This window comes from Actinoplanes sp. NPDC023714, from assembly GCF_040639855.1.
Taxonomy (GTDB): Bacteria; Actinomycetota; Actinomycetes; order Mycobacteriales; family Micromonosporaceae; genus Actinoplanes.
Window position 1 is genome coordinate 664334 of sequence record NZ_JBFAAR010000002.1, and the last position, 19123, is coordinate 683456.

Here is a 19123-nt window from a genome sequence, read left to right on the forward strand (position 1 = left end):
TCCCCTAGCCAGCTTGAGAGCATAGGGGGGTCGATCACGCCGTCTCGCGCCGGGACTCGGCGATCCGGCCGCCGGCGACGTGCCAATGCCGGGTGTGTCCGACCGCCTCCGCGAAGTAGCGGTCGTGGCTCGCGAACAGCAGCGTCCCGCGGTATCGCCGCAGCGCCTCCTCCACCACGTCGAGGGCCTCGAAGTCGAGGAAGTTGGTCGGCTCGTCGAGCAGCAGGATCCGGGCCGGGCTGTTCACCACCACGGCCAGCAGCAGCCGGCGCAGCTCGCCGCCGGACAGGTCGCGCACCGGCGCGGCCCACTGCTCGGCCTCGAACTGGTGGCCGGCCAGCAGCCGCTCGGCGTCGTCGACGTAGACCGGGACGCGCTCCCGGAAAAAGTCGATCATGCTGGTCCCGGTGCGCAGTCCCTCGTCGGTCTGCGGCAGCACCGCGACGTCCGGGCTGCGCTCGGCGAGCGCCCGCAGCAGCGTGGTCTTGCCGGCGCCGTTGCGGCCGGTGATGAAGATCCGGTCGCCGCGGACGACGTCGAGGTCGACCGCGTCGAGCAGCACCCGTTCGCCGTGCGCCACGGTCAGGTCGCGCGCCGTCAGCACGATCTCGCCGTCGGCGGTGTCGTCGCCGGGGAAGGCGAGCGTCAGCGGCGGCCGGGTCCGCGGCTGGGCGATCCACTTGACCGACGCCATCTGCCGGCGCAGCCGCCGCTCGCGCACCTTGGCCTTGCGGGCGACCAGCCGCGCCACCCGCCGCAGGTGCGGCGCCTCGACGCCGGAGCGAACCGTGTTCTCGACGCCGCGCGCGTACCCCTTGGTCTTCGCGATGTCGGCCTCCCAGCGCAGCCGGTCCTTCTCCTGCGCCTCGAAGTCGAGCAGCAGGCGCTCCCAGCGGCGCTGTTTCTCGGCGCGGTAGGCCGTGTATCCGCCGCCCGGATAGTCCTGCGGCTGCTCCTCGATGCCGTCGAGCTCGATGATCCGGGTCGCGAACTCGTCGAGGAACGCCCGGTCGTGGCTCACCGCGATCACTCCGCCGGGGAAGTCGCGCAGCCAGGTCCGCAGCCACGCGGCGCCCTCGGCGTCCAGGTGGTTCGTCGGCTCGTCGAGCAGCAGCAGGTCGGGCGCGTCGAGCAGCGCCCGCGCCAGCAGCAGCCGTGCCTGCTCGCCACCGCTGACCTTCCCGGCGTCGAGGTCGTCGGGCAGGTGGGCGATGTCGAGCCGTTGCCGGATCTCGGTCAGCCGCGCCTCGGCCTTCCACCCCTCCAGCGCCGTCCAGCGCTCCTGCACGGTCCCGTACTCGTCGAGCACCTCCTCTCCCGCCGCCAGGCGCGCCTCCAGCGCGCGCAGCCGCGCGGTCACTGCCGCGAGCTCACCGAGACCTGCGCTGAGGAACGCGGCGACGCTCTCGTCGTTCAAGGGCATGGCCTGGCGTACGAAGGACAGCCGCGCCCCCGGCGCGAGCGAGACCGTCCCCGCCGTCGGGGCGATCTCGCCCGCGAGCGCCCGCAGCAGCGTGGTCTTGCCGGCGCCGTTCGGGCCGACCACCCCGATCCGGTCGCCCTCGCGGAGAACGAGGTCGAGACCGGCGAAGAGCGGCTCGCCGTCGTGGGCCATGCCGAGGCCGACGGTCTTCAGATGGACGGTGGTGCTCTTCGTGTTGTTGCTGGACAAGGACGCCTCCGGAGTGTGCGGCACCGACAGAAGAGGGCTGGTCGTGTCGGGTCGCTCTCACATGATCGGCGTGTGCTCCTGAAGGCCGGCGGCAGGTCCGGCGCCAAGACTGCCCCGCCGCCGGCCGGGCCGCAAGCGAATTTCATAGTTCGGTTGCCGATATATGCCGGGCGACGTACTGTGGCCGTCATGCAGGAGCCGACATTCCTGATCCTGACCGCGCTGGCCGCCCGGCCGCTGCACGGTTACGGGATCGTCCAAGCAGTGCTCGACCTGTCGGGTGGCGACGTGAAGCTGCGACCCGGCACCCTTTACGGCGCCCTGGACCGGCTGGCCGACCAGGGCCTCATCGAGGTGGAGCGGGAGGAAGCCGTCGAGGGCCGGCTGCGCCGCTACTACCGTCTCAGCGACTCCGGCGCCGCCACCCTGGTCGCCGAGGTCGGCCGGCTGCGCCAGCGGGCCTCGGCCGCCGAGACCCAGCTGCGGCAGCGCCCCGGCGCCGTCCCGGGGCTCAGCCGTTTCGCCGTCTTCTCCGCCGCGCCCGCGCGTGGCGCCGCGGCGCCGGGGGCACCGGCATGACCGCGACCGGCTGGCACGGCGACCCGTCGCCGCAGGACGAGCTCTGGCGACTGGGCGACCCGGTGCCCGGCCTGCGGCCCGATCCGCAGCAACCCGGCCCGGAGCAGGCCGATCCCTGGTCCCGGCCGGACCGGTGGCCGGCCGGCACCTCCTGGCCCGAGGCGGATCCCCGGTTCGAGCGGGCGTGCAAGCGCCTGCTGCGGGCCTACCCGCGGGACTACCGCCGTCGTCACGGTGCGGAGGTCGTGACGACGCTGCTCGAGATGGCCGAGCCCGGCCGGCGCCGACCGGCCGGCGCCGACGCCTGGCACCTGATCGGCAGCGGCATCCGCCAGCGGTTCCGGCTGCCCGCCCGGCGGCCGCTCGCCTGGGTCGCCGCGGTGCTGGTCATGCTGATCGGCGGCGCGTTCGGCGCGGCCGCCGGCTCGTGGGCGGTCGAGCAGGCGTTCCTGCGGGTGCCCGATCCGCAGGCCGCCGCCGCGCTGCACCGCGCGGTCAGCGGCAGCCCCGGCGCCGAGCTGTCCCGCACCATCGTCGACCCGTCGCCGTCGCCGTGGAGCACCGACGCGGTCGGCTGGTCCAGCGCGGCCGACCCGTCGTGGGACGCCGAGGCGGCCCGCGCCCGGCTCGCCGCCGACGGCTGGCGGCTGAGCGCGAGCACCCCGTGGCCGCCGATCGAGGCCCGCCGCGCCGACGAGCAGGCCGGCCAGCGCCCGCTCACCGGCTGGGAGTTCGACGCCGACCGGGACGGCGTGCTGCTCTCGGTCAGCGGCTTCACCATCGCCGGCGACGCCGACAACCCGGCCGAGGCCTCGGTGAGCACCATGGTCTCCCCGGCCGGCAGCGCCGCCCTGATCCCGGCGATCGTCCTCGGCGGCGCGGCGGGCCTGCTCACCGGCTGGCTACTGGCGGCGGCCGCGGCCCGCCGCATCCGGCACCGGCCCGCGGCCCGGGCCCGCACCGCGGCCGCCCTCGCCACGACGACGATCCTGACGCTGGCGGTGCCGGCGGTCGCCCTCTACGGCAACGTGCTGCGCGTCTTCACCTACGACAGCACCCTCAAGGACGTCTACACCGTGCACAGCGCCCTGAAGCTGGGCGGCCCGTACTGGCCGTCCACCGCGGTCTGGCTGAACCTGGCCCTGACCGTCCTCGGTGCCGCCCTGGCCCTGGCCACCCTGGCCGCGTCCCGGACCCGCCCGGAGCCACAACTCCGCTGGACCGAGGAGGCCGCCTGAACCTAGGAGCACCCCCGACCGTTCCCGGCCGAGTGACGCCGGCCTGCCGAGGAGCACGCATGAACCGCACCGCGCACTCGAACCGCACAGGGCACTTGAACCGCACAGCACGCATGAACCGCATAGGGCACTCGAACCGCAGAGCACGCGCGAACCGCGACAGACGGACAACCCGAGGCCAACGCATGACCCGAGGAGGCGCCATGACCGCCTGAGACGACCCGGCGACCTGGCCACCCAGCGCACCTGGCGACCTGGCGGCTGACCACTGGACGACCTGACGACCCGGCGGCTGACCACATGACCAGCCGGCGACGTCGGCACTTGGCGTCCTGGCAGCGTCCACGTGACCAGCCGGCGGCCTGGGCAACCGCTCGTCCTGGGGCGACCGCCTCCTTCCGACACCGACGTGGGCGGCACGGATCGGTGAGGGCTACCGGCCTCTGCGGATCAGAGGAAGCGACCGTTGATATCGGGGGCGGTCGGGTTCCTCGTACCCAAGTGGGGTGGGCGGAGGGGCCGCCTAGCGGAACGCGCGGCGGCCCCTCCGGGGATGACCCTGGTCGCGGCGCCGGGCCACGGACAACTCGGGCGTCGGGCCACGGACTAGGCGGCCTGCGGCATGCGGGCCGGGATGTCGGAGAGGCGCAGGCCCTGGGCGTCGGTGACGCCGAGGCGGCTGGTCATGGTGCTGCGGGCGGCGATCTGGGCGGCGTAGGCGGCGCGGCGACGGGCGACGCAGCCGTCCTTGGCGTCCGGGACGCGCTTCTGCTCCATGTGGGTGATCAGGCCGTCGCGGAGCAGGGCCAGGGCCTCGGTGCGCAGCTGTGACACCCGGGACTCGGTGACGCCGAGTTCGGCGGCGACCTCGGAGAGCGGGCGTTCCTGCAGGAAGGAGGCTTCGACGACGTAGCGGAGACGTTCCGGCAGCACGGTGACCGCGTCGTGCAGGTAGCCGAGGCGCTCGCGGTGCAGCAGCAGCTCCTCGGGGTTCATCGCGGTCTCGGTGACCAGGTCCTCGGCGGTGCCGGTGGCGAAACCCTGCAGTGAGAGCACGGCGGCGCGCTGGACGTCGTCGTCGACGCTGCTGAGCTCGCCGACCGCGACGCCGAGCAGTTCGGCCAGTTCCTCGGCGGTCGGGGTGCGGCCCAGGTGGCGGGTCAGTTCCTCGCGGGCCACGTCGGCGCGGCGGGCGCGGGCCCGGACCGAGCGGCTCGCCCAGTCCATGCTGCGCAGCTCGTCGAGCAGGGCGCCGCGGACGCGGACCGCGGCGAACCGGCCGAACGGGATGCCGCGCTCGGCGTCGAACGACTGCGCGGCCGTGACCAGGGCGGCGTACCCGGCCGAGGCGAGATCGTCACGGTGCACGTGCGGCGGCACCTTGAAGAGCATCTCGCGGACCATGTGGCCGACCAGCGCCATGTTGTCCCGGATCAGCGCCTCCTGCTCCGGCGTGACGGACGCGACGGTCGGCGCCGGCGCCGGCGCTGGCACGGAGGCGGCCGGCGAAGGTGCCGGCACGGCCGCACCCGCCGGCACGGCCGCACCCGCTGGCACGGCCGCACCCGCTGGCACGGCCGCACCCGCCGGCACGGCCGCACCCGTGGCGGCCGGCATGGCCGCGCCCGACTGCGCCGTCGCGGAGACGGCCGGGGCCTGGGCGGCGGGAGCGGGCGTGACGGAAGTCTGAACGGTCGCGGTCATTTCGGTTCCCCCCTGTGTACTGCTGACAGGGGGAACTTTTCGCCGCTACGGGTGCAGAGAAGTGGCACTCTCGGTTGCTGCTCGGTTGCACTCCGAATTTCTCCTCAAGTCGAGGTTTGGAGTCATAGCAGCTTCCCGGGCCGCGTGCCTACGGAATCAGCCACCCCGCGTCGACAGCGAGCCGGACCGCCTCGGCGCGGGTGCGCGCGCCCGTCTTGCCGATCGCCGAGGAGAGGTGGTTGCGCACGGTTCCCTCCGAAAGCCGCAGCTCACGGGCTATGTCGGCGACGGTTCCGCCGTCCCGGGCGGCGCGCAGGACGTCGGTCTCCCGTTCGGTCAGCGGGGAGTCGCCGTGCGCCAGCGACTGGGCGGCGAGGGCCGGGTCGACCACCCGCAGGCCCTGGTGCACCCGGCGGACCGCGTCCGCGAGCCGGCGGGCCGGGGTGTCCTTCACGATGAACCCGTCGGCGCCGGCCGCCATCGCCTGCTTCAGGTAGCCGGCCCGGCCGAACGTGGTCACCATCAGCACCCGGCAGGACGGCACCTGCTCGTGCAGCATCCGCGCCGCGCTGATCCCGTCGAGGCCGGGCATCTGCACGTCGAGCAGCGCGACGTCGGCGCCGTGCTCCTTCGCGGCGGCCACCACCTCGTCACCGCGGCCGACCTCGGCGACGACTTCGAGGTCCGGTTCGAGGTCGAGCAGGGCCGCCATCGCGCCGCGCACGAGCGCCTGGTCGTCGGCGAGCAGCAGCCGGATCATGAGAGGGCCTCCGCAGGGGGAAAGAGGGTGAAGGAGTACGAGCAGAGGAGCGGGCCGGTCACGAAGAGGCCTCCATCAGCACCCGGAAGCCGGGCTCGCCGTCGGCGCGGTTGCCCACCGTGAGATGGGCGCCCAGCTCGTCGGCGCGGCGGCGCAGCCCGGCCAGCCCTTGACCGCCGCCCGGACCCAACCCGCCGCCCGCACCCAGGCCGCCGGCCGGGAAACCGCCCGCACGGAGATCGCCGGCCGGGAAATCGCCCGCGCCGAGGCTGCCGGCTGGGGACCCGCCAGCCGGGAAACCGCCGGCCGCACCCAGGCCGCCGGTTCGGGACCCGCCGGCTGCACCGAGGTCGCCGGGCGGGAAACCGGGGCCGCCGGCCTGGGACCCGCCGGCCGCGAAGTCGCCCGCGCCGGAGCCGCCCGCACCGGAGCCGGGTGAGCCCGCCTGGACGCCCACCCCGTCGTCGAGGATTTCGACGCTGCGGGGAGTGAGGCGGACCATCGCGTGCCGGGCGCCGCTGTGCCGGACGATGTTGGTGACGGCTTCGCGGATGGTCCAGGCGAAGAGTTCGCGGTTGCGGGTGGGCACGTCGTCGGCGGCGCCGGGCAGGTCGGCTTCGATGTTGGCGGCGGCGAGGGCCTGCCGGGCCGCCGCGATCTCGCCGGGCAGGGAGATGCCGCGCATGCCGAGGGCGGTGGCGCGGACGTCGGCGAGCGCGTCCCGGGCCAGCGACTCCAGGTCGCGCAGTTCGGCGCGGGCGCGGTCCAGGTCGACGTCGAGCAGGCGCTGCGCGAGTTCGGCCTTCACGGTCACCACGGTCAGCGAGTGGCCGAGGATGTCGTGCAGGTCGGCGGCGATCCGGGCCCGTTCGTCGGCGACGGCGAGGGCGGCGATCTCGCCCTGGGCGACGCGCAGCCGGCGCTGGCGGTCGAGGGCGAGGCGGATCCCGCCGGTCGCGACTGCGGCGAGGACGATGGCGAGACTGTAGCCGTGCCCGGCCGTGCGCCAGCCGGGCAGGGTGCGCAGCAGCACCTCGGCGAGCACCACCATGGTCACCGCCACGGTGATGCCCTGCCGCCGGGGCAGGCCCATCATCGCCGTCGCCGCGATGTAGACGAGGCACGTCAGCGCGTGCGGCCCGGCGCCGGGGATCTGCAGCGCGCCCAGCCCGGTCATCACGACCAGCGCCAGCCAGACGAAGAGCGCACCGAACGGCCCCGACGAGGGCAAGGCCGCCGAAAAAGAGGCCGCCGAGAAAGAGGACGGCGAAAAAGAGGCAGGAGAGGCCGGCGAAGACGACGAGGAGAAGGACCAGCGCAGGTGCCGCAACTGCGCCAGCACCAGCACGTACACCACGGCGAACCCGGCCAGCGCCGCCAGCCCCACGCTGCGCTGCCAGCCGGGCCCCGCCGTGAGCAGGGCGTTGAGGTTCTCGCCCAGATAGAACAGCCAGATGGCGGCGAACGCCCAGCCGTAGCGCGGGGCGGGGCGTTCGGCGACCATGTCGGTCACGGTACCGAGGCCCTCAGACCCGGGCCGTGTCGCGGCGGAAGCGCCACATCGCGCCGGCCGCGAACAGCGCGGTCCACACGAGCACGTTGAGGGTGGCGACCCACAGGTCGCCGTCCTGCACGAGCGGGTACCGGGCGATCGCGCCGACACCGTAGACCGGGGTGAGTTTCGCGAGGGTGGCGAACGTGGATCCGAGCTCGTCGACCGGCACGAACAGGCCGCCCGCGAAGGACAGCACGGCCAGGACCGGGCCGAGGATCTGCATGACGTTCTCGCTGGGCAGCAGGTAACCCATGAACAGCCCGAACGCGGCGAACACCAGCGAGCACACCCAGGCCAGCAGCGCGCAGCCGATCCACGCATGCGGTGGCAGTTCGGCGCCCCCGAACGCGCCGACGACACAGGCCACCGCCACCGACACCGCGCCGATGATCATCGCCAGGGAGAGCTTGACGGCCACGTACGCGAGCGGTTTGAGCGGCGTGAGCCGCAGCTGCCGGGACCAGCCCGCGGCCCGCTCGATGGAGACCATCGCCCCGCCGCTCGTGGTCGCCAGCATCGCGCCGTACACGGCCATGCTGATCAGGATGTAGCCGGTGACGTTGCCGTCGCCGACCCGCTCGGTGCGGTACTCGGCGCTGCTGCCGAACAGCAGGAAGAACGCCGCCGGCATGATCAGGGTGAAGATCACCGTGCGCTTGTTCCGCATCATCCGGCGCAGCTCGAGCCCGATCATCCCGAGGTTGAAGCCGCCGAGGCGCGGCAGGGTACGAGCAGCGACAGTCATGACTCATCCGCCGTCAGGGTCAGGAACGCCTCTTCCAGATTCCGCGACGTGATCTCCAGGTCGCGGGCGGGCGTCGTGGTCAGCAGGTGCCGGGCGATCGCGTCGGTGTCCCGCCCGTGCAGATAGACGGTGTCGCCGCGAACCTCTGCGGAATCAACACCCGATATTCCCGACATGTCCGAAATAGAAGCGAACGGCAGCGTCGCCCGCACGGTCCGCCCGGAAGCCAGCGCCTTCACCGACGCCGCCGTCCCGTCCGCGACGATCGCGCCCCGGCGCACGAGGACCACCCGGTCCGCGTACGCATCGGCCTCCTCCAGATAGTGCGTCGCGAAGATGACCGTGCGCCCGCCGGCCGCGTCCTGCCGGATCGCGGTCCAGAAGTCGTGCCTGCCGCCGACGTCCATCCCGGTGGTCGGCTCGTCGAGGATCAGCAGCTCCGGGTCGGGCAGCAGCGCCATCGCGAACCGCAGCCGCTGCTGCTGCCCGCCGGAGCACTTGCCGACGAGGCGATCCCCGATGTCCGTGATCCCGGCACGCTCCAGCGCCGAGGCGACCGCCGCGCGCGGCCGGCCGAACAGCACCGCCGTGAGCCGCACGGTCTCCTCGACCGTGTAGTCCTTGAGCAGCCCGCCGGTCTGCATCACGGCCGAGACCAGGCCGAGCGCGACCGCGTCCTGCGGCGGATGCCCGTACACCCGGACCGTCCCCGCGTCGGGCCGGGTGAGACCGAGCAGCATGTCGATCGTGGTGGTCTTGCCGGCCCCGTTCGGGCCGAGCAGGGCGACCACCTCGCCGGGGCGGATCCGCAGGTCGAGCCCGGCCACCGCGGTGACCGGCCCGAACCGTTTGACGACCCCGTCCAGGGCCACCGCGTCTACTTCCGTCATGCGACCAGCGTGCCGCCGCGGGCGGATCGGCACCTGCGCCGTGCGTCACGGGCGGACCATGACATCCGTCAGTGTTTGAATACAGCGGTGGAACCGACGCAGAGCGCCCTGATCGTGCCGATTCCGGAGGCCGAGCCGGCGGTGGCCGGCCTGCGCGACCGGCTGGACGCCGCGGCGGCGTGGGGCATTCCCGCGCACATCACGGTGCTCTACCCGTTCCTGCCCCCGGCGCAGCTGACCCCGTCGGTGCTCGCCGCGTTGCGGCTGGTGGCGGCGGGGGTGCCGCGGTTCTTCCTGACCCTGGACCGGGTCGCCTGGTTCACCGACCGGGTGCTGTGGCTGGCGCCCGATCCGGCCGAGCCGTTCCGCGAGCTGACCCACCGGATCGCCACCCGGTTTCCGCAGGCGCCGCCCTACGAGGGCGTGTTCGACGAGGTGGTGCCGCATCTGACGGTGGGCCACGACCACCCGAAGCCGGAGCTGGACGCCGCCGCCGAGCAGGTCCGGGCGCATCTGCCGATCCGGGCCCGGGTCACCGCGTTGCGCCTGGTCGCCGGCGTTCCGCAGCCGGGCGACTCGTGGCACACGCTCACCGACTTCCCGCTCGGCTGAGCCCACTATCAAGATCAAGAGCCTGCGGGGTACGGGCGGAGCCTACGCTCGCCGGGTCTCGGCCGGCCCGGCCAGCACGGTCCGCTCGGCCGCGTCCTTGCGCACCCCGAGCCGGCCGAGGATTCCGGCGCCCGGCTCCTCCTCCTCGATCAGCGCGAGCAGCAGGTGCCCGGTGCCGACCTCCTCGTGCTCGAGCCGCAGCGCCTCCCGGAAGGTCAGCTCCAGGGCCTTGCGGGCGCGGCCGTCGAACGGCACGACGTCCGGCACGGCCCCGGCCGCCGCCGGCAGCGCCGCGACGACGGCGTCCCGCACGGCGCCGGCGGTGAGGCCCTGCGCCGTGAGCGCCCGCACGGCGAGGCCGGCGGGGCGGTCGAGCAGGGCGAGGACGAGGTGGCCGGGGGCGATCTCGGCGTGGCCGTGCCGCCGGGCGTGGCCGGTCGAGCCGGCGACGGCAGCCCGCGCGTCGTCGGAGAACCGCTGGAAGCCCTGGGCCATGTCGAACCGGCCGACGAACCGCTTCTGCGCGGCCTGCTTGGAGACGCCGAGGCCGGCGCCGATCTCGGTCCACGAGCTGCCCGCCCGGCGGGCCTGGTCGACGAAGTGGCCGATGAGGTGGTCGGAGAGCTCGCCGAGCCGGTCGGCGAGCAGGACGGCTTCGCTGAGGCGCTCGATCGGCGAGTCGGGGCGGCTGGAGTGGATCGCCGCGATCAGGTCGTCGAGACGGACGGGAGAGGTCATGCCGTCAACCATAGGTTGACGGCACGTCGTCGTCAACCGTTGGTTGACGCACCGTCTATAGTGGCGTTCATGGCCATCCGTCACATCACCATCGACGCCCGCGACCCGCTGCGGATCGCCCGGTTCTGGTCGGAGCTGACCGGCGCCCCGATCGACGCCGAGTCCGACGACGAGGAGGCCCTAGTGGAGTCCACCCCGGGCCTGCTGTTCATCGCGGTGCCCGAGGCGAAGACGGTGAAGAACCGCCTGCACCTCGACATCCAGCCGCCGACCGGCACCCGCGACGCGTTCGTCGACAAGGTCGTCGCCCTCGGCGCCACGATCTTCCAGGACCACCGCAAGCCGGACGGCACCGGCTGGGTCACCCTGCGCGACCCCGAGGGCAACGAGTTCTGCGTCGAGCGCAGCGCCGCCGAGCGGGCCGGCTGAGCGTTCCCGCCCCGCCGGCGACGCAGCCGGCGAACGGGGAGATCAGCCCTGCAGGCGGCGGCCGCGCGGGCCCAGCGGCACCTCGGACATGTCGACGGTCTGCGAGGTGATCCGCTTGAACCCGTACCCCCGCGCGGTCATCCACGCCGCGGCCTTGGCCTCGGCCCGGGCCGTCACCTGCGGGATGTCCTTCTCCTCGTCGACCTCCTCGGCGAACCGGAAGGTGAAGAACGGCCGGGCCGCGAGGTCGTAGTGCAGGTGACCCTCGGCCGTGTACTGCACGTCGAGCATGTCGGCGTGCTCGGCGCCGGCGGCGAGGAGCTCGGCCTTCTGGTCGGCGGTGAGGTTGTCGAAGGATCCGCGCACGGTGACGCGGATGGTGCGTTTGTCGGTCACGCGGCCCAGTATCGGCAATCCGCCCGCCGGCTTCATCCGAATAAAACCGTCACGCCAGGAACTCGGCGGCGCCGCGCAGCCGAGTCGTCAGCACCGCGGCGGCCCGGTCGATCACCAGCCGCACGTCGGTGGGCCGCTGCAGGCCCAGCTCGGCGGTCGTCGACGCCGGGATCGCGGCCGGGTCGAGGCCGTCCCGGCGGGCCACCAGGACGCCGAGGTGGTAGCGGCTGACCGGGTCGGCGCCGGCCACGTTCAGCACCCCGGCGTAGTCGCCGGCGGCCAGCTCGAGCAGCGCGTCGGCCAGGTCGTCGACGTGCACCGGGCACCGGATCTCGTCGGTGAACAGGGCACCCTCCACCCGGCCCGCCACGAGATCGTGGGTGAGGATCTCGGCGTAGCCGTTGCCGTCGCCGAGGATCAGCGACGTGCGCACCACCGCCGCGGACGGGTCGGCGGCGCGGACCGCGGTCTCGGCGGCCGCCTTCGCGGCGCCGTAGGCGTAGACCGGGTCCGGCAGGGCGTTCTCGTCGTAGTGCACGGCCCGGCCCGAGAAGATCGCGTCGCTGGAGACGTGCACCAGCCGTACGCCCGCCTCCGCCGCCGCAACCCCGACGATGGCCGCACCGTCCGCATTGGCCCGCCAATCGTGGCGATCGCGGCCGGCGGCCGCGTGCACGACCGCGTCCGGACGGACCTCGCGCAGCACCCGCCGCACGCCGGCCGGATCCCGGATGTCGAGCCGCACCGCCGCCCCCGGACCGGGACTGTTCAGATAGGTGCCGACCGGCTCGGCGCCGGCGGCCGCCGCGCGGGCCACCACGCGACGGCCGAGCGAACCGGTTCCCCCAGTGATCAGAACGCGCATCGGGGAACCCTATGCCACCCTGGTCTTGAGCGGGACGTCCCGGCCGGTGTACCAGAGCAGGCCGTAGGCGAGCGCCACGGCGACCGCGGTGACCGGCAGCAGCGGCAGGTCGGAGCGGGCGAACGGCAGGCTGAAGAAGCCGTTCACTCCCCCGCTGAACAGCACGATCAGGGCGGCCGGCACGAACGACAGCGCGCCCGCCGCCTCCCAGCGGTACAGCGCGTTGCCGACGAACACGCCGAGCATCAGCCAGATCAGCAGCATGCTCCAGTACACCCCGAAGATCGTCGCGTACTCCGTGGTGCTGGCGTAGGCGCGCTGCTCCTGCACCTTCTGATCCCAGTCCAGGGCCCGGTAGGCGAGCGTCTCCACGACGTAGACACCGGTGATCATCGCGGCGATCAGGCCGGTCGTGATCACCTGGAAGACCGGGTGCTGGATCAGGAACTCGCGGCGGGTCCGGCCGTGCACCAGCACCGTGGCGATCAGCCCGGACGTGCTGGCGCCGTAGCCGAGCGCCGCCCACGGCAGCACCTGGCCGACCACGTCGACGCCGCTGAGCCGGATCTCGGTGAACAGCGACACGACGCCGACCAGCACGCCGACGAACAGGTAGACGCCGAACAGCAGCAGGAGCAGGAAGATCGTGTGGCTGCCCAGCAGGTAGCGGGCGATCGGCCAGCGGCTCATCTCGGCACCCCCGTGCTCGCGCTCGTCAGATGGATGAACAGGTCCTGCACGCCGACCGGCCCCAGCTCCAGGCCGCGGGCCTTGGCCTGCCGCCGCTGGTCGTCGCCGAGCGCGCCGTAGACCATGGCCTGCTCGGTCGGGCCGAGCCGCTGCCGGCTCAGCACGGTCAGCCCGGCCACGAACGCGTCGACCTCCTCGGCCGGGCCGGTCACCGACACGCCCCGGCTGCGCAGCTCGTCGAGCTCCTCGTGCACCAGCATCCGGCCCCGGTCGATGATCAGCACCTCCTCGAAGAGCGGGCTCTGCTCCTCGATCAGGTGGGTGGAGATCACGAAGGTGCGCGGCCGCTCCAGGTAGTCGCGCAGCAGCTCGTCGAGGAACAGCTGCCGGGTCGGCGCGTCCATGCCCAGGTGCGCCTCGTCGAACAGGGTCAGCGGGGCCCGCGAGGCCAGCCCGACGACCACCCCGAACGCCGAGCGCTGCCCCCGCGACAGCGCCGAGATGGTCTTCTTCCGGGGCAGCGCGAAGCGGTCCATCAGCTGCTCCGCGTACCGCTTGTCCCAGCTCGGCCGCAGGTGGCGGGCCATGTCGAGAACGTCGCCCAGGTTGTCGGACGGGTCGCCGACCGCGCCGTCCTCGCGGATCAGGCAGATCCTCGTGGTGACCGCGAGGTTCTCGAAGACCGGCTCGCCGCCGATCCGCACCGTGCCGGCCGACGGCTTGCGGAAGCCGGCCAGCGCGGCGAGCAGCGTGCTCTTGCCGGCGCCGTTGCGCCCGAGCAGGCCGTAGATCTTGCCGCCGGGCAGGTCGAGGTCGAGACCGTGCAGTGCTTCGGTGTCGCCGTAGCGGACCCGCAGGTCGGTGGTCCGGATCGCGAGCGTCATCGGCCTTCCCCCCGGTCGTCGTCGGTGAACAGCTGCTGGATGCGGGCCACCACGTCGGCGGCCGGGATGCCCAGGGTGCGGGCCTCGGCGACCATCGGCTCGAGCACGTCGGTGAAGAACCGCTCGCGCTTCTCGTCGCGGAGCCGCCGCGGCGCGTCGGCGCTCACGAACATCCCGACGCCGCGGCGCTTGTAGATCACGCCTTCGTCGACGAGCTGCTGGAACGCCTTCTGCGCGGTGGCGGGGTTGATCCGGTAGTCCGCCGCGTACTGGTTCGTGGACATCACCTTCTCCTCGGCCTTGAGCACACCCCGGAGCACCTGTGCCTTGATCTGCTCGGCGATCTGCCGGTAGATCGGGCTGTGGTCGTCGAACACGGGACCCCCGCCCTTCGTCGGTTAGTTACTCCACTAATGAACCATAGAAGCTCGGTGGCGCGGCGGGCAAGAGCGGCAGTCGTACGCCGGGGGTGGGAATGCGGCCCGCCGCATGCAACGCGGCCTTGACCACCGTGGGGTTGGGCTGCGCGAACAGGGCCTGAGACAGCCGCGCGAGCCGGTGCCCCTCGGCCGGATCGCGCTCACCGTGAAACCGGACGAAACGCTCGGTCGCGAGGTGTGCCGAGGCGAGGATGCCGCCCGGCGCGCCCATCGCCAGCATCGGCGCGAGCAGCACGTCGTCGCCGCAGAGGATCGCGAAGCCGTCCGGCGGATCGGCGAGCAGCCCCACCAGGCCGGCGTCGATCACCCCCGTCGCGTACTTGATCCCGATGACGCCGTCGATGGCGGCCAGCCGGCGGATCGTGTCCGGGCCCAGCTGCTGGCCGGTGCGCGCCGGCACGTGATAGACGATCAGCGGGATCGGGCTGCCCGCCGCGAGGGCCGCGAAGTGCCGGACCACGCCCTCCTCGCCGGGCCGGACGAACGGCGGCACCAGGGTCAGCGCGGCCCGGGCGTGCCGCGCCTGCCGCAGCTGCTCCGCGGTGTTCGCGCCGACGATCTCCGCCTGGGCGAGGACCGCCAGCACGTCGCGCCGCTCGGCGTCGGTGAGGGAGCCCGCCTCGGCCGTGGTGCCGAGCGCGAGCGGGCGGGCGCCGGCCCGGTGGATGTCCTGCGCGAGCCTTTCGAGTACGGGGTAGGCGACCGCGCCGTCGGCGTCGAAGGGAGTGATCAGCGGGACGTGAATACCGGAGAGATCCATGCGGTCGAGCTTGGTCCGGCCCGTCGTTAAGGTCCAGTTCATTGTTCTGCTGACGACCGTAAGCTGAGCTGATGCTCGACGTGCGCCGGCTGCGGCTGCTCCACGACCTCGACCGGCTCGGCACCATCGCGGCGGTGGCCGGCCTGCACCGCTACACGCCGTCCGCGGTCTCCCAGCAGCTCTCCGCGCTCGAGCGCGAGGCCGGGGTCCCGCTGCTGGAACGCACCGGCCGCCGGGTCACCCTCACCGCCGCCGGCCGGGTCCTGGTCCGGCACGCCGGTGCCGTGCTCGCCGCCCTGGAGTCGGCCGGCGCCGCCCTCGCCGCGGCCCGCACCGGACCGTCCGGTCCGCTGCGCATCGGCGCCTTCCCGACCGCGGTCCGCACCATCCTGCCGCCCGCCCTGGTGGCGCTCGGCCGCGAGCACCCGGCCCTCGACCTCATGGTCACCGAACTGGACCCGGCCGCCGTGCCGGCCGCGCTGCGCGACCGCACCCTGGACGCCGGCCTGATCCACGCCTACGACCCCGCCCCGATCCCCCGATCCGGTCCCGCCCTCACCGTCCCGGCTCCCCTCGGCCCGGCTTCTCCCTCGCCGCCTTCTCCGGACCTGGCTTCTCCGGACCTGGCTTCTCCCGCGCAGGCTTCTCCGGACCTGGCTTCTCCCGCGCCGGCGGATCGGGAGCCGGTCGATCGGCAGTCGGTGGGCCCGGCCTCGGACGACCTGGAGTCGGTGGCCCTGTTCGACGAAGCCGTCCACCTCGCCGTGCCCGCCGCCGCCGGCCCGGCCGCGACCGTCGCGGACCTGCGCGACCGGGACTGGATCACGGCCACGCCGGGCACGCTCTGCCACGGCGTGACGATGCGGGTGTGCGGCGACGCCGGCTTCACCCCGCGCGTACGCCACCAGGCCGACGACTTCACCGCCGTGCTCGCCCTGGTCGCCGCCGGCCAGGGCGTCTCCCTGGTACCCGCCCTGGCCACCACCGCCCCGCCGCCCGGCGTGCGCCTGCTGCCGGTCCCGACCCGCCGCCGCACCCGCCTCGCCTACCGCCGCGGCGCCGCCGGCCACCCGGCCGTGGCCGCCCTGACGGCGGCCCTGCACGCGGCGATCCGCACCGTCGTCGCGGCGCCGTGAGGCTCAGAACCGCAGCTCGGCGAGCTCGTCGGCGGCGCGGTCCAGCCGGCGGTCGACGCCGGCCGCGAGCATGCCTCGATAGGTGGGGTCTCCGGCGGCCGCGGTGGCCCGCAGCGTGTCCGCCCATTCCCGCACCCGGTGCTGCACGGTCGTGCTGAAATCCGCTGCGGTGGCGCTCCACCCGTACGCATGAAGGAACGCACGCAGCCGCCGCGGCCTCGCGGCGAAGGCGGTGAAACCCTCGGCCGCGACCACCGCGCGCGCGTGCAGCGGCACCCAGCTGAACGCGACGCCCGCGAGATCCTGCTCGGCGGTGAGCGGCGCGGCGAGGTCCCAGTCGAAGAAGCCGGTGAGGCGGCCGGCCCGCCAGGCCGCGTTGTACGGCGCCGCGTCGTTGTGCGCGATGATCAGTCCCGGTCGCCAGACGCCGCCCTCGCGCCAGACCGCGCCGGCCGGCGGGCGGAAGCCGGCGACCGCCGCATGGTAGTCCCGCAGCCAGCGCGCCACCTGCACGAGCGCGTCGTCGGAGTACACCCAGGCGGGCCATGGGCGGGCGCTGCCGACCGTCTCGCCGGGCAGGTAGGTCAGCGTCTCCCGGCCGTCGGCGTCCAGGCCGAGCGGCCGCGGCGCCCGATCGAAACCGGACTGCTCGAGATGGCGCAGCAGGGCGTGGACGGCCGGGGTCCAGCGGCCCGGGGTGCGGCGGACCGTCCCGCCGACCCGGACCGCGCCGCGATCCTTGCCGCCGTCCACTACAGCGCCCTCATCGCTGTCATGACTCCTGCAGCGGCCACACCTCGACGACGCCCTGGGCCACCGCGCACGGCGTGCCCGCCACCATGGCGATCGCCTCGTCCAGGCCGGCCGCCTCGATGATCCCGAAGCCGGCGAGGGGCAGCGGCGCCGATCCGAACGCGCCCTTCGTGACCCGCACCCCGGCGCCGTCGTGGTTGCGGACCTGCACCGGCTCGCCCGCGACGCCGGCCTGCGCGCCGCCGGCGATCAGCTCCCGGTCGTGCGCGTGGGCCCGGTCCCGGACGGCCGGGTCGGTGCGGTCGTAGCCGGCCCGGTCGCCGTATCCGATGGTGATGAACTTCGGCATGACGCTCCCTCACCTTCCGGTTGCATTTTGCAACCAGTCTACCCCGCGAGGAGCTGCCGGAGCATCCGCTGCGGGTCGGCCAGGAAGGTGCGGGTCAGCGCCACCGCCTCGGCCTGGTCGTAGCCGACCTCGCCGAGCGTCCCGTCCGCGCCGATCTCCACGATGGTGGCGTCCGGGCAGGCCAGCAGGATCGGCGAGTGCGTCGCGACGACGAACTGGCTGCCCGCCGCGACCAGCTCGGCGATGTGCACCAGCAGCGCGAGGCAGCCGTTCACCGACAGCGCCGCCTCCGGCTCGTCGAGCACGTACAGCCCGGCCGGCCCGAACCGGTGCGCCACCAGATCCAGGAAGGACTCGCCGTGGGAGCGCTCGTGCAGCGACCGCCCGCCGTAGGAGCCGACCACCCCGAGCTGATCGATCGCGGTCGCCACGTTGTAGAACGACTCGGCGCGCAGGAAGAACCCGGTGCGCGGTCTGCGGCCCGGCGGGCGGGACAGCGTCAGATGAGCGCCCAGCGCCGACTCGCCCGGCCGGGTGGGCAGGTTGAACGCCGTCGTGCCGCCCTCGGGGTTGAACCCGGCCGCCACCGCGATCGCCTCGACCAGGGTGGATTTGCCGCTGCCGTTGTCACCGGCCAGCAGCGTCACCGGCGCCGTCAGCCGCAGCCCGCCGCGCTCGCGCAACCCGCGCACCACCGGCAGGTCGAAGGGATGGCCCTCCCGCGGCGCGTCGTCCAGCCGGATCGCCTTGATGAACATAAAAGGCCTTCTTCGGTACGACGGCCCGGCGGGTCACCTTCCCGCCGGGCCGTTCGTGATCGCTGCCGCTGTTCCTAGGGGCGGGGGTCGGCCTCGCCGTCGGCCGCGGACTTCTCCGTCGCCGGCGCGCTCTCGCTCCCGGCGTGCACCTCACCGGTCCCGGCGTGCGCCTCCCCGTGCGCCTTCTCCCCGTGCGCCTTCTCCCCGTGCGCCTTGCGGTGCAGCGTCACGCTCAGGATCGCCACGATCACCGCGCCGACGATCAGGCCGATGATGGCGCTGGCGATCGTGTTCACCAGCCAGCCGACCACCCCGCCGAGCGCGCCGGTCGCGTCGTGCGCGCCCTCCTCCAGGTGGTGCACGAACTCATAGAGGAAGTGCATGCCGAGCTCGTCCGAGCCGACCAGCAGGATGTGCCCGCCGACCCAGAGCATCGCCGCCGTGCCGACCACGGTCAGCACGGTCAGCACCTTCGGCATCGCCTTGACCAGGCCACGGCCGAAGCTCGCCGCGCCCTTGCTGTCGACCTGCGACAGCCGCAGGCCGACGTCGTCCATCTTCACGATCAGGCCGACGACGCCGTACACCAGCACCGTCATCACCACCGCGACCACGCAGAGGATCAGCAGCCGGTTGATGAAGCTCTCCTCGGCCACCTCGTTCAGCGAGATCACCATGATCTCGGCGGAGAGGATCAGATCCGTACGGATGGCGCCGGAGATCAGGGTCTTCTCGTCCTGCGCCTTCTGCTCGTCACCGTGCGCCTCGTGGTGGGCGACCTTCGCCCACACCTTCTCCGCGCCCTCGTAGCAGAGGTACGCGCCACCGATCATCAGCAGCGGCGTCAGCAGCCAGTCCACGAACTGGCTGAGCAGCAGGATCACCGGCAGGATGATCAGAAACTTGTTGCGCAGCGACCCGAGCGCGATGCGCCGCACGATCGGCAGCTCCCGCTCCGCGGCGAGGCCGCGCACATACTGAGGGGTCACGGCCGCGTCGTCGATGACCACACCGGCCGCCTTCGCACCGGCCTTCGCGGCCGCGGCCCCGACATCATCGATCGACGCGGCGGCGGCACGCGCCAGTACCGCCACGTCGTCCAGCAGAGCTGCGAGTCCTGCGCTCAACGAAAGTCCCTTCCACGTTCGGGTAGCGCTCATTGTCGTGCAT

At 73.4% G+C, this 19123-nt stretch carries 22 protein-coding genes; 5 read left to right on the forward strand and 17 right to left on the reverse strand.

Features of this window, described 5'->3' with window-relative positions:
• Positions 1-34: 34 nt before the first annotated feature.
• The gene (locus AB0G10_RS10995; protein WP_360918666.1) at positions 35-1672 is read right to left on the reverse strand and encodes an ABC-F family ATP-binding cassette domain-containing protein; all 1638 of its coding nucleotides are present in this window, start codon (positions 1670-1672) and stop codon (positions 35-37) included.
• A 189-nt stretch (positions 1673-1861) separates the two neighbouring features.
• On the opposite strand from AB0G10_RS10995, the gene AB0G10_RS11000 reads away from it, so the two are divergent.
• The gene (locus AB0G10_RS11000) at positions 1862-2251 is read left to right on the forward strand and encodes a helix-turn-helix transcriptional regulator (protein WP_360918668.1); all 390 of its coding nucleotides are present in this window, start codon (positions 1862-1864) and stop codon (positions 2249-2251) included.
• Positions 2248-3489 carry a hypothetical protein gene (locus AB0G10_RS11005; RefSeq protein WP_360918670.1) on the forward strand — a complete coding sequence of 414 codons (1242 nt, stop codon included), beginning with the start codon at positions 2248-2250 and terminating at the stop codon, positions 3487-3489. The genes AB0G10_RS11000 and AB0G10_RS11005 overlap by 4 nt, the downstream gene beginning before the upstream one ends.
• 606 nt (positions 3490-4095) lie before the next feature.
• On the opposite strand, the gene AB0G10_RS11010 is transcribed toward AB0G10_RS11005, so the two are convergent.
• The 5 genes from AB0G10_RS11010 to AB0G10_RS11030 all read right to left on the reverse strand — a co-directional run bounded on the left by AB0G10_RS11010 (position 4096) and on the right by AB0G10_RS11030 (position 9143).
• Positions 4096-4983 (reverse strand): sigma-70 family RNA polymerase sigma factor, encoded by an 888-nt coding sequence (locus AB0G10_RS11010; RefSeq protein ID WP_360920688.1) that lies wholly within the window; start codon positions 4981-4983, stop codon positions 4096-4098.
• A 358-nt stretch (positions 4984-5341) separates the two neighbouring features.
• Positions 5342-5953 (reverse strand): response regulator transcription factor, encoded by a 612-nt coding sequence (locus AB0G10_RS11015; protein ID WP_360918672.1) that lies wholly within the window; start codon positions 5951-5953, stop codon positions 5342-5344.
• Positions 5954-6011: 58 nt separating this feature from the next.
• The gene (locus AB0G10_RS11020; RefSeq protein ID WP_360918674.1) at positions 6012-7457 is read right to left on the reverse strand and encodes a histidine kinase; all 1446 of its coding nucleotides are present in this window, start codon (positions 7455-7457) and stop codon (positions 6012-6014) included.
• A 22-nt stretch (positions 7458-7479) separates the two neighbouring features.
• On the reverse strand, positions 7480-8253 hold the full coding sequence (locus AB0G10_RS11025; RefSeq protein ID WP_360918676.1) for an ABC transporter permease: 774 nt from the start codon (positions 8251-8253) through the stop codon (positions 7480-7482).
• A complete protein-coding gene (locus AB0G10_RS11030; protein ID WP_360918677.1) occupies positions 8250-9143 on the reverse strand; it encodes an ABC transporter ATP-binding protein in 894 nt (297 codons plus the stop codon). The genes AB0G10_RS11025 and AB0G10_RS11030 overlap by 4 nt, the downstream gene beginning before the upstream one ends.
• Positions 9144-9230: 87 nt before the next feature.
• Between AB0G10_RS11030 and AB0G10_RS11035 the strand changes: the two genes are divergently transcribed.
• Positions 9231-9755: a 2'-5' RNA ligase family protein gene (locus AB0G10_RS11035; RefSeq protein WP_360918679.1), complete on the forward strand. Its 525-nt coding sequence runs from the start codon at positions 9231-9233 to the stop codon at positions 9753-9755.
• Between the two features lie 42 nt (positions 9756-9797).
• Here AB0G10_RS11035 and AB0G10_RS11040 read toward each other — a convergent pair whose 3' ends face one another.
• A complete protein-coding gene (locus AB0G10_RS11040; RefSeq protein WP_360918681.1) occupies positions 9798-10493 on the reverse strand; it encodes a Clp protease N-terminal domain-containing protein in 696 nt (231 codons plus the stop codon).
• Between the two features lie 69 nt (positions 10494-10562).
• Between AB0G10_RS11040 and AB0G10_RS11045 the strand changes: the two genes are divergently transcribed.
• A complete protein-coding gene (locus tag AB0G10_RS11045; RefSeq protein ID WP_360918683.1) occupies positions 10563-10922 on the forward strand; it encodes a VOC family protein in 360 nt (119 codons plus the stop codon).
• A gap of 42 nt (positions 10923-10964) precedes the next feature.
• Here the strand turns inward: AB0G10_RS11045 and AB0G10_RS11050 are convergent, their stop codons facing one another.
• From AB0G10_RS11050 to AB0G10_RS11075, 6 genes are read right to left on the reverse strand one after another with little or no spacing between them, the layout of a single operon-like run.
• Complete coding sequence (locus tag AB0G10_RS11050; protein WP_360918685.1) at positions 10965-11318, reverse strand: DUF6204 family protein; 354 nt, start codon at positions 11316-11318, stop codon at positions 10965-10967.
• A gap of 49 nt (positions 11319-11367) precedes the next feature.
• On the reverse strand, positions 11368-12183 hold the full coding sequence (locus tag AB0G10_RS11055; RefSeq protein ID WP_360918687.1) for a sugar nucleotide-binding protein: 816 nt from the start codon (positions 12181-12183) through the stop codon (positions 11368-11370).
• A 9-nt stretch (positions 12184-12192) separates the two neighbouring features.
• Positions 12193-12873, reverse strand: coding sequence for a hypothetical protein (locus AB0G10_RS11060; protein WP_360918688.1), 681 nt, complete (start codon positions 12871-12873; stop codon positions 12193-12195).
• On the reverse strand, positions 12870-13757 hold the full coding sequence (locus AB0G10_RS11065) for an ABC transporter ATP-binding protein (RefSeq protein ID WP_360918690.1): 888 nt from the start codon (positions 13755-13757) through the stop codon (positions 12870-12872). Before AB0G10_RS11065 ends, AB0G10_RS11060 begins: the two co-directional genes overlap by 4 nt.
• Positions 13754-14134 (reverse strand): GntR family transcriptional regulator, encoded by a 381-nt coding sequence (locus AB0G10_RS11070; protein WP_360918692.1) that lies wholly within the window; start codon positions 14132-14134, stop codon positions 13754-13756. Before AB0G10_RS11070 ends, AB0G10_RS11065 begins: the two co-directional genes overlap by 4 nt.
• Positions 14135-14159: 25 nt before the next feature.
• Positions 14160-14999: a dihydrodipicolinate synthase family protein gene (locus AB0G10_RS11075; protein WP_360918694.1), complete on the reverse strand. Its 840-nt coding sequence runs from the start codon at positions 14997-14999 to the stop codon at positions 14160-14162.
• A 29-nt stretch (positions 15000-15028) separates the two neighbouring features.
• On the opposite strand from AB0G10_RS11075, the gene AB0G10_RS11080 reads away from it, so the two are divergent.
• Positions 15029-16093: a LysR family transcriptional regulator gene (locus tag AB0G10_RS11080; protein ID WP_360918696.1), complete on the forward strand. Its 1065-nt coding sequence runs from the start codon at positions 15029-15031 to the stop codon at positions 16091-16093.
• Positions 16094-16096: 3 nt separating this feature from the next.
• Here AB0G10_RS11080 and AB0G10_RS11085 read toward each other — a convergent pair whose 3' ends face one another.
• From AB0G10_RS11085 to AB0G10_RS11100, 4 genes are all read right to left on the reverse strand, one after another.
• Entirely contained in the window at positions 16097-16846 is a 750-nt protein-coding gene (locus tag AB0G10_RS11085; RefSeq protein WP_360918697.1) for a phosphotransferase, read from the reverse strand.
• A 19-nt stretch (positions 16847-16865) separates the two neighbouring features.
• The gene (locus tag AB0G10_RS11090; protein ID WP_360918699.1) at positions 16866-17195 is read right to left on the reverse strand and encodes a hypothetical protein; all 330 of its coding nucleotides are present in this window, start codon (positions 17193-17195) and stop codon (positions 16866-16868) included.
• A 38-nt stretch (positions 17196-17233) separates the two neighbouring features.
• The gene (locus AB0G10_RS11095) at positions 17234-17953 is read right to left on the reverse strand and encodes an AAA family ATPase (RefSeq protein ID WP_360918701.1); all 720 of its coding nucleotides are present in this window, start codon (positions 17951-17953) and stop codon (positions 17234-17236) included.
• 74 nt (positions 17954-18027) lie between these two features.
• Positions 18028-19080 carry a DUF808 domain-containing protein gene (locus tag AB0G10_RS11100; protein ID WP_360918702.1) on the reverse strand — a complete coding sequence of 351 codons (1053 nt, stop codon included), beginning with the start codon at positions 19078-19080 and terminating at the stop codon, positions 18028-18030.
• Positions 19081-19123: the final 43 nt, after the last annotated feature.